This is a genomic window from Bacillus sp. ISL-41, from assembly GCF_018613235.1.
Lineage (GTDB): Bacteria > Bacillota > Bacilli > Bacillales > Cytobacillaceae > Mesobacillus.
Window position 1 is genome coordinate 74,503 of sequence record NZ_JAGGQP010000021.1, and the last position, 10,238, is coordinate 84,740.

The following is a 10,238-nucleotide window of genomic DNA, read 5'->3' on the forward strand; positions in this document are numbered from 1 at the left end:
AGCTGGGTTTTTACGAGTATGTATGCCTCATTATTTAAACGGCTCCTCGAAAAGAGCCCATATACGGTTTTATTTTATCAGCATTTCGCCAGGAAAAGAATCTGAATGAAAAAGGAGCTTGGCTAGGCAAGCTCCTTTTTGACATTCATTCTTATCGAATTTCTTTGATACGAGCTTTCTTACCACGCAGGTTACGCAGGTAGTAAAGTTTCGCACGGCGTACTTTACCGCGGCGGATAACTTCAAGCTTCGCAATTTTTGGTGTGTTAACAGGGAACGTACGCTCAACGCCTACTCCGTAAGAAATCTTACGAACTGTAAAAGTTTCGCTGATTCCACCACCACGACGCTTAATCACTACACCTTCAAACAACTGGATACGTTCACGAGTTCCTTCGACAACCTTAACGTGTACACGTACTGTGTCACCAGGACGGAAAGATGGAAGATCAGTGCGAAGTTGTGCTTTTGTGATTTCTTCGATTAATTGTTGCATCGTATTCAACTCCTCCCACGAATGCTCTTGCACACTTTCATTGCAGCGGAACATTGTTATAAGTGGCATTCAGCACGTTTGCTTTTAGCCACAAGAAGTATCTTAACATAAACAGGGCCTGACTGCAATATTATTCATTCATTTTTATCAGTTCATCAAGCCATTTTCTTTGCTGTTCTGTCAGCTCTGCCTCATCAAGAAGATCTGGCCTTCGCTGCAGGGTTCTTCTTAAACTCTCCTTTGTCCTCCACTCATCAATCAACTTATGGTTGCCAGAGACCAGAACATCCGGGACCTTCAATCCGCGGAAGTCTGCCGGTCTTGTATAATGGGGGTGCTCAAGCAGACCAGTGCTGAAGGAATCCTGGATATGGGACTCTTCGCTGCCAAGTACACCTGGAAGCAGGCGCACGACACTGTCGATGACAACCATCGCGCCAAGCTCCCCGCCGGTCAGGACATAATCTCCGATTGAAATCTCGTCAGTGATGACATGCTCACGGATCCGCTCATCATACCCCTCATAATGGCCGCAAATAAAAATCAAATGATCCTCTTTTGCCAGCTCTTCCGCTTTCTTCTGTGTATACCGTTCACCCTGTGGGCACATGAGGATCACCCTTGGGGAAGTGCTTTTTGCGCGCTCCTTTAAATTGGATACCGCATCGAAAATCGGCTGAGGCTTTAACACCATGCCAGCACCGCCGCCATATGGATAGTCATCAACTGTCTGGTGCTTGTTATCGGCAAAGTCCCGGAAATTAACGACATTGTACCCAACAGCTCCTTTTTCAGCAGCCTTTTTCAGGATGGAAGAGCCAAACACACCCTCAAACATCTCTGGAAAAATAGACAGGACATCGATGTTCATCATGAAAGAAGCCCTTCCATTGGCTCAATTTCAATAACCTTTTCCTTGACGTCTACTTTTTTCACGATGTCCTCAATATAAGGAATCAGAAGTTCCTTGCCATTGCTTCCCTTTACAACCCAGACATCATTGGCACCCGGAGTCAAGATTTCGATGACCTTGCCGAGTTCCTCCCCTTCCGTTGTAAACATGGTGCAGCCGAGAATATCCTGGAAATAGAACTCACCTTCCTCAAGACTGCCGCGCTGTGTTTCTGGAACCTTAAGAATGCCGCCCCTCATTCTTTCTACCTGATTGACATTGTCGAAACCTTCAAATGTCAGCAGATTGAAATTCTTATGGGTCCTGTGGCTTTTCACTACCAATTCTTCCGGCTCCTTTGAACCGGGCATGAATAAGAGTAGAGTATTTCCTAACTTATACCGCTCCTCTGGAAAGTCAGTCCTTGATATCACTCTGACTTCACCGCGAATGCCATGCGTATTTACAATCTTTCCGACATTAAAATACTTTTCCATTGCTCTATCACCTCTCGCGTATTTCGGCCACGATGCCATCTTTCACAATAATAGTCTTTCCTGAAAGAAACTCATCCCACTGGTCGCCGACACTAATGTCGACTATCCCTTGCAGCTCCGTTTCTTTAATTTCACTCCCAAGCGGAAGAATATGTAGTTGTTCTATTTGAAAATCCAGGAGCTTAATTTTTTCTTTATGGACTTTTATTTCTTGTTCAAAATGCTTTTTCAATGTCTCAGGCGGAAATTTCTTTGATTTCTCCAGCTTCTTCAGTTCAAATCTCAGTTGATCGCATTCCTTTTGCAGCTGAAGCTTTCTGAAGTGGTATTTTTGGTGGATTTTTTCCTTGCTTTCTTCTGTCAGTACCTGTTTGACAATGATTGTTTGCAGTACCTTCAAAGCATTTCCCCCTTAAAGCCAATTTAACGCAGAAATTTTTTTCCGGCACCCGGTTTGGCGCTTCCATTGGCCCGATGGAGACACTTTTTTACCCTCGGCACCCGGTTTGACGCTTCTATTGGCCCGATGGAGACACTTTTTTACCCTCTGCACCCGGTTTGGCGCTTCCATTGGCCCGATGGAGACACTTTTTTACCCTCGGCACCCGGTTTGACGCTTCCATAGGACCGATGGAGACACTATACATTTAAATGGGCTTCCCTGACGGCAGCGGCAATACATCACATACCTCTTCGGTTATCCATTATACCTTATTTCTTTTTAAATAGAAAAAAGGAGGGTTACCCCTCCCTTTTACAGACAATCATTTATAGAGTTTTCTCCATTCTGCGTTCGCAGATGATTGTTATTCGACGATTTCCAAGAAAATCTTCTTTTGCTGTGATGAACCTGCTGCATAGACTACTGTTCGAATCGCCTTTGCAACGCGTCCCTGCTTACCAATAACTTTGCCCATATCACTTTTGTTGACGGAAAGCTTATAGGTAACGCGCTGATCCTCTTCATGTTCATTTACATGGACATCTTCAGGAAAATCAACAAGTGGCTTCACGATCGTCTCGATTAATTCTTTCATGGGCGTGTCCACAATTACTTGCTGTGCTTAGCGTTGTGGAATTTTTCCATGATACCTTGCTTAGAGAACAAGTTACGCACTGTATCAGATGGTTTTGCACCGTCGTTCAACCACTTAAGAACCAACTCTTCGTTAAGTTCAACCTTTGCTGGTTGAGCAACCGGGTTGTAAGTTCCTACAGACTCGATGAAACGGCCGTCACGTGGTGAACGTGAATCAGCTACTACAATACGATAGAAAGGAGACTTTTTAGCTCCCATACGCTTTAAACGAATTTTTACTGCCATTTTAAATAAGCACCTCCGAATAGTTTCACACAAGATAGAATAATACCAAATTGAAAACAGCTTGTAAAGGGTTTTTTCTTTACAGACTGAAAATACCTGAAATTACAAGTTAAAAAGGGTTAAACGGCATCTTGAAACCGCCCTTTTTCTTGCCTTTTTGCTGCATGTTCGTCATCTGCTTCATCATCTTTTTCATGTCTTCGAATTGCTTGAGCAGGCGGTTAACTTCCTGGATGGAGGTTCCGCTTCCCTTCGCAATCCGTTTCCGCCTGTTGGCGTTGATGACTTCAGGATGAGTTTTTTCATGGGCAGTCATCGACTGGATGATCGCCTCAACATGCGAGATTTGCTTTTCATCGATTTGAAGATTGTTCATGCCCTTGATTTTATTAGCGCCCGGCATCATCTTCAGGATTTCATCCAGTGGGCCCATCTTTTTTACCTGGCCAAGCTGGTCCAGGAAGTCATCAAGGGTAAATGATGCTGTACGCATTTTCTTTTCAAGCTCTTTCGCTTTCTCTTCATCGACGTTTGCCTGTGCCTTCTCGATCAGCGTCAGGACGTCACCCATTCCCAGGATCCTTGAAGCCATCCTCTCTGGGTGGAATGCTTCAAGAGCATCAAGTTTTTCACCAAGACCGACAAATTTGATCGGAGTATTGGTAACAGCGCGGATGGACAGCGCGGCACCGCCACGTGTATCACCGTCAAGCTTTGTCAGTACGACACCAGTCAAGCCAAGCTGTTCATTAAAGCTCTGGGCAACATTGACGGCATCCTGACCTGTCATCGCATCGACGACAAGGAAAATCTCGTCTGGTTTCGAAAGCTCTTTGATCTGCTTCAGCTCGTCCATCAGATTTTCATCCACATGAAGACGACCCGCAGTATCGATCAGGACATAGTCATTATGGTCTTCCTTCGCCTTGGCAATCGCCTGTTTAGCAATTTCAACAGGGCTGACCTGGTCTCCCAGCGAGAATACCGGCATGCTCAATTGCTTGCCGAGCGTCTCGAGCTGCTTGATGGCAGCTGGACGATAGATATCCGCCGCTACAAGCAAAGGTTTTCGATTGTATTTTTTACGAAGGAGATTTGCAAGCTTACCGGTGGTTGTCGTTTTACCAGCACCTTGAAGACCGACCATCATGATGACAGTCGGAGGACGATTTGCGGCAGCGATTTTGCTTTGCTCTCCGCCCATCAGCTCGGTAAGTTCTTCTTTAACAACCTTAATGACCTGCTGGCCCGGTGTCAGGCTTTTAACAACCTCCTGGCCAACTGCCCTTTCAGTGACTTTCTTGACGAAGTCCTTTACAACTTTAAAGTTAACGTCAGCCTCTAGAAGCGCCAGACGGACCTCTCGCATCATTTCTTTTACATCCGCTTCCGAGACCTTGCCTTTTCCGCGGATTTTTTGCATCGTATTTTGCAGTCGGTCGGCCAATCCTTCAAATGCCATATCATGCGCCTCCCTAGTCTAATTTCTCAAGCTCGGCTATCATTTCATGCAAATCGTGGTCGTTCTCTCCATCCCCAATACGCTCTTTCAATTTTGAAATAAGCTCACTTCTTTTCTGGAATTTTTCGAACAACAACAACTTTTCTTCATACTCCTCGAGCATCGCTTCTGTGCGTTTGATGTTGTCGTATACAGCCTGCCGGCTAACATCATACTCTTCAGCAATCTCCCCGAGCGAATAGTCATCAAGATAGTACAGAGCCATATAACTGCTTTGTTTTGGAGTAAGCAATGCCTGATAAAAGTCATACAAATAGTTCATGCGGTTCGTTTTCTCAAGCATTTCGATTCCCCCATGTTAAGTGAAATACCTTTACATTAAGAGTTTACACACGATCATCTTCTCTGTCAAGAAAAGTTCTTTACACCAATTTGCTGGTATATCAAGATTCTTCCGCAGCTTCCTCTTCCTCGACCAGGTCAGCAAACAATCCATAAACATACCTTTCAGCATCAAATTCCTGAAGGTCATCCATTTTTTCTCCCAGCCCCACAAATTTAACCGGAATGTTCAGCTCATTGCGGATTGCGAGTACAATTCCGCCCTTAGCAGTTCCATCAAGTTTTGTAAGAACAATACCGCTCACGTCAGTTGCTTCTTTGAATGTTTTAGCCTGGATCAACGCGTTCTGCCCAGTAGTAGCATCAAGCACTAGAAGTACTTCATGAGGAGCTCCCGGAACCTCACGTTCAATGACACGCTTTACCTTTTCAAGCTCTTTCATCAGGTTTACCTTGTTTTGCAATCTGCCGGCTGTATCACAGATCAGGATATCAGCCTTTCTTGACTTAGCCGATTGGACGGCATCATACATGACAGCTGCCGGATCAGAACCTTCAGCCTGCTTGATCACATCGACACCAACGCGCTCTCCCCAAACTTCAAGCTGCTCGATTGCACCTGCACGGAAGGTATCTCCTGCGGCAAGCAGGACATTTTTCCCTTCAGACTTGAACTTATGGGCCAATTTACCGATGGTTGTTGTCTTGCCGACACCATTGACTCCAACGAACAAAATGACCGTCAACTCGTCTTCCTGGATGTTCAGTTGGAAAGAGTCATCATCAGATCCTGCCTCATAGATTTCAACGAGCTTCTCAGAGATAACAGCCTGAACATCTTTTGTGTCCTGGATGTTGCGGCGTTTGACCTCTTTTTTCAGCTCTTCAATCAATTCCATTACCGTTTCGAAGCCAACATCTGCCTGGATCAAAATTTCTTCCAGCTCTTCGAAAAATTCTTCATCTACTTTACGATAGCGCGAAACAAGGTCATTCACTTTACTGGAGAAGTTATCCCTTGTTTTGGTCAAGCCGTCTTTGAATTTCTCTGTGACAGTTTCAGTTTGTGTCGTGAACTTTTCTTTTAATTTCTTAAAAAAACTCATGGTTCCATCGCCTTCCTTAATTGTTTCAGCGGCTCTGTTAAACTCGACTGTTGATTTTCGTTCCAGTCGCTTCGCTTTCTGCGGGGAAGAATTAAGAAAAAGCCCAACTGCCGGCTTTTTCAAAAATCAAATTCTTCCTTGCAGTCGGGGAGCCTCCTCGGCGCTCTATGCGCCTGCGGGGTCTCCCCATGACTTGCTCATCCCGCAGGACATTGAATACACTTCCTCGAACCCGCCCACGCACGATGAAAATGCGTTAGCATTTTCGGAGGAGTCTACGCGCCTTCCACTACAATCAACAGGTTTTAAAAACCCTATTCGGGCTATAACAGAGCCATTTCAAAAAGATTTATTTCATAAAAAAATCACAACGCCTCTTGAGCGCTTCCTTTTTCTTTATGATTTCACCAGTTCTTTGGAATCTTCAAGCCGGACGGATACTAGCTTGGAGACTCCGGATTCCTGCATGGTTACTCCATAAAGGACATCTGCTTCTTCCATTGTACCCTTGCGGTGAGTGATCACAATAAATTGTGTTTCTTCACGGTATTTCTTCAGGTATTGAGCGAAACGGTATACATTGGCTTCATCCAATGCAGCTTCCACTTCATCCAGGATACAGAATGGTACAGGACGAACCTTCAAAATGGAGAACAGCAGGGCAATCGCGGTCAACGCCCGCTCACCGCCAGATAATAATCCTAGGTTTTGCAGCTTCTTTCCTGGTGGCTGGGCAACTATTTCAACCCCGGTGTTCAGCAGGTCATCTGGCTGTGTCAGCCGCAGGTCCGCTCGGCCGCCCCCGAATAAAGCCTGGAACACAGACTCAAAGTGTGAGCGGATCGCAGTGAAGGTCTGTTCAAAGCGCTTTTTCATTTCATGGTCCATCTCGTCGATGACAAGGAATAATGTATCCTTTGCTTCCTGGAGATCATTCTTCTGCTCCAGAAGGAATTCATAACGCTCTGAGACACGGTCGTATTCTTCAATTGCACCAAGGTTAACCGTTCCCAGTTCCTCAATCGCCATTTTGATCAGCTTTACTTTTCTCCTTGCCTCATCGGCCGGGATTGTCAGCGGATATTGTTCCTTCGCCGCTTCATATGAAAGAAGATATTCCTCTCTAAGATGGGCAAGCTTATTATCCAGTTCAACATCAAGCCTGTTCAGCTTCACTTCCTCATCCTTGAGCACTTCGTTGATGCCCTTTAGAAGCCTCCTTAGTTCTTTTGATTCCAATTCCTGGTCCTCAAGCTTATTTTGAAGCTCAAGACGCTCATTCCTGCGTGAAGAAATCAGCTTAAGCGTTTCATTTTTGTCCTGCAGTTTTCTTTTTGCAGCTTCTTCCAGGTGGGTTTCCCCGGATGAACTATCGGTCATTTCAGAGGAAAGAAGAGATAAATCTTCTTTCAGGATATCTAATTTTCTGGATTGCTCTTCTGACTGTAAAACTGCAGAATCCAGCTTTTCCTTCACATGGGAGAGTTGTTCTTTCTTCGATGCAAGGTTGATTTTCAAATCACTTATTTCAGAGATCAGCGAATCCTTGGAAGTAGAGTTAGAGTTCTTCAGCTTCGTCAAGCGTTCTATTTCTTTATCAAATTGAACAAGGTCCTGATGGAACTTAACCAATAACCCATCGAGTTCAATCAATCTGGATTCTAGCTTTTCCTTGTCTGAGTCGAGCTGGGTCTTTTCAGAATCGTATACCGATAAACGTTCATTGATATTTTTCTGCTCCAGCTCCACTTCACGCAGGTCACCCTTCAAGCTCTGCTGCTTAAAGCGAAGCTCTTCCCCTGCTTTTCGAAGTTCCTCCAGCCTTATTTCACTGTTTTGCGTTTCAGCCTTCAATGATTTCACTTTCGATTCAAGCAAGCTAGTCTTTCCTTCCATGTCGGCTAGCTTATTCGTTAAATCTTCTAATTCGCCCTTACGGCTGAGCAATGAACTCGATTTCTGTTTTACTGCTCCCCCAGTCATCGACCCACCAGGGTTCACCACATCGCCATCAAGCGTGACGATTCGGCTGCGGTATTGCAGCATTTTGGCCATTTCATTTGCGCCCTTTAAATCCCTGGCAATCACTACATTGCCAAGCAAGTTTTTTACGACTTCAGCATACTTTTGATCAAACTGAATCAAATCGGCAGCAGTGCCGATATACGCACTGTTACCCGCAAGAAGTGCGAGCTGTGAAGAAGCCAGATATTTCCCTTTGATAATGCTTAGCGGGAGGAATGTTGCCCTGCCGAATGATTTTTGCTTCAGGAACTGAATTGCAGCCCGCGCATTTTCTTCATTCTGGACAACAATATGCTGCATCGCGCCGCCAAGAGCTGTTTCAATCGCCGTTTCATATTGTTTAGGAACATGGATTAATTCAGCAATCGCACCTTCTATACCGTGAAGACGGGTATCCCTGGCCTTCAGCACTTCCTTTACGCCTTGGAAAAAGCCTGAATAATCCTCTTCCATTTCTTCAAGCATTTCTTTTTTTGATTTAGCTTGCTGCAGGTACTGATATGCCTGATACAGTGTTTTCTCTTGCTTCTCGTAATTATTCCTTAAAGATTCAAGCTTCTTCTGCTCTTCAAAAAAGATTCTAGCCTGCTCCTCCAACTCCTGCTGTGAAGAGGCGACCTTTTTCTCTATTTCCGCCTTCCTCTCATTGATTTCATCACGAATTGAGACAAAGCGGTCATTGTCATTGTCCAGCCTCGAACCTTTGGCTGCTTGCTGCTGCAGCTGCTGTTCAATATAAATTTTCTCATTTTTGGCCCCGGCCTGTTCGTTCAGCACCTCGATGTAGTCACTTTTTATTGAATCGATTTTATGCTCAACATCTTCGCTGTAAAGTTTTAACTGCTCCTGCTTCTGATGAAGCTCTTTCTGGAGTGCAGAAGCTTCTGCCGTTAATACAGAGACAGATTTTTCATACTCAGCCTTCTGGTTTTCCAGCAATGAAACAGAAGAGGTCAGTTCCTCAATATTCTTTTCGAGTTGCCCTTTGTTTTGTGAAGCATTCTTTTTTCGTTCCTTGAGAACCTCTCTTCTGCCTTCCAGCTTTTCAAGCTCCTCGCTGGCATGCAGGAGCACGTTCTGCAAATCGCTCACCGATTCATCCAGCGCGGCTAGCTGGTCCCTCATTTTTTCTATTTCCGCTTCTTTTTTCTGAAGGACGGCAGATTGTTTGATTTCATCTTCTTTATGCTGTTCAAGCTGCCTGGACAGCTGTTCCCATCGGACATGCAGATCTTCAATTTCATAAGCAGTCAGCGCTACTTCTATCTGCTCTAGCTCTTCTTTTTGCTGCAGATAATCCTTTGCGATTGAAGCCTGGATTTTCAGCGGCTCTACCTGACCTTCTAATTCGTGGATGATGTCCGTTACCCGATTTAAATTCTCCTGCGTTTCAAAAAGCTTGCTTTCCGCTTTCTTCTTGCGGGATTTATATTTAAGAACACCCGCAGCTTCCTCAAATATCGTCCTGCGGTCCTCAGGTTTGCTGTTGAGTATTTCCTCAACCCTGCCCTGGCTGATAATGGAGAAAGCTTCGCGGCCAAGGCCGGAATCCATGAACAAATCAACAATATCCTTAAGTCGGCAATTCTGTTTGTTGATTAAATATTCACTGTCACCAGAACGGTAGACACGACGGGTTACGCTCACTTCATTGTAATCCAGCGGCAAGGATTGATCTTCGTTATCGAGGGTTAATGTTACTTCTGCAAAATTCAGCGGCTTGCGCGAATCGCTCCCGGCAAATATGATATCTTCCATTTTTGCACCGCGGAGCGACTTGGCTGATTGTTCCCCCAGAACCCAGCGGATGGAATCAGTAATATTACTTTTCCCGCTTCCATTAGGCCCTACGACAGCAGTCACGCCTGGAACGAATTCTACCGAAATCCTCTCGGCAAACGATTTAAATCCGACCACATCTAATCGTTTTAAAAACAATATGGCTCTCCCTTTCCAGTTAAATTATTTCTCTAAGATGACATTCGAAAAGCGCAAGCGCCTTGTCCAGCCCCGAAAAGCGCTGGAGGGCCGACCAGTGAAGTCGTTCTTTGACTTCAATGGGCGGACCGAAATCGAAAAGTATAGCCGACTGCC

At 45.0% G+C, this 10,238-nt stretch carries 10 protein-coding genes; all 10 read right to left on the reverse strand.

The genetic code is table 11. The features are described 5' to 3' along the window. Positions 1 to 151: 151 nt before the first annotated feature. A complete protein-coding gene (rplS, locus tag J7I80_RS10400) occupies positions 152 to 496 on the reverse strand; it encodes a 50S ribosomal protein L19 (RefSeq protein ID WP_041964491.1) in 345 nt (114 codons plus the stop codon). 130 nt (positions 497 to 626) lie between these two features. After that, positions 627 to 1,367: a tRNA (guanosine(37)-N1)-methyltransferase TrmD gene (gene trmD, locus J7I80_RS10405; protein ID WP_214738223.1), complete on the reverse strand. Its 741-nt coding sequence runs from the start codon at positions 1,365 to 1,367 to the stop codon at positions 627 to 629. Further along, entirely contained in the window at positions 1,367 to 1,885 is a 519-nt protein-coding gene (gene rimM / locus J7I80_RS10410; protein WP_214738209.1) for a ribosome maturation factor RimM, read from the reverse strand. Before rimM ends, trmD begins: the two co-directional genes overlap by 1 nt. A gap of 7 nt (positions 1,886 to 1,892) precedes the next feature. Continuing rightward, positions 1,893 to 2,285 (reverse strand): YlqD family protein, encoded by a 393-nt coding sequence (locus J7I80_RS10415; RefSeq protein ID WP_214738211.1) that lies wholly within the window; start codon positions 2,283 to 2,285, stop codon positions 1,893 to 1,895. A 406-nt stretch (positions 2,286 to 2,691) separates the two neighbouring features. After that, entirely contained in the window at positions 2,692 to 2,922 is a 231-nt protein-coding gene (locus tag J7I80_RS10420; protein ID WP_023614919.1) for a KH domain-containing protein, read from the reverse strand. 14 nt (positions 2,923 to 2,936) lie between these two features. Further along, complete coding sequence (gene rpsP, locus J7I80_RS10425; protein WP_192470315.1) at positions 2,937 to 3,209, reverse strand: 30S ribosomal protein S16; 273 nt, start codon at positions 3,207 to 3,209, stop codon at positions 2,937 to 2,939. Positions 3,210 to 3,318: 109 nt separating this feature from the next. Then, a complete protein-coding gene (gene ffh / locus J7I80_RS10430) occupies positions 3,319 to 4,671 on the reverse strand; it encodes a signal recognition particle protein (RefSeq protein ID WP_214738213.1) in 1,353 nt (450 codons plus the stop codon). 13 nt (positions 4,672 to 4,684) lie between these two features. Beyond that, a complete protein-coding gene (locus J7I80_RS10435) occupies positions 4,685 to 5,014 on the reverse strand; it encodes a putative DNA-binding protein (protein WP_214738215.1) in 330 nt (109 codons plus the stop codon). Between the two features lie 100 nt (positions 5,015 to 5,114). After that, on the reverse strand, positions 5,115 to 6,119 hold the full coding sequence (gene ftsY, locus J7I80_RS10440) for a signal recognition particle-docking protein FtsY (protein WP_214738225.1): 1,005 nt from the start codon (positions 6,117 to 6,119) through the stop codon (positions 5,115 to 5,117). 396 nt (positions 6,120 to 6,515) lie between these two features. After that, positions 6,516 to 10,082 (reverse strand): chromosome segregation protein SMC, encoded by a 3,567-nt coding sequence (gene smc, locus J7I80_RS10445; protein WP_214738217.1) that lies wholly within the window; start codon positions 10,080 to 10,082, stop codon positions 6,516 to 6,518. Positions 10,083 to 10,238 lie beyond the last annotated feature (156 nt).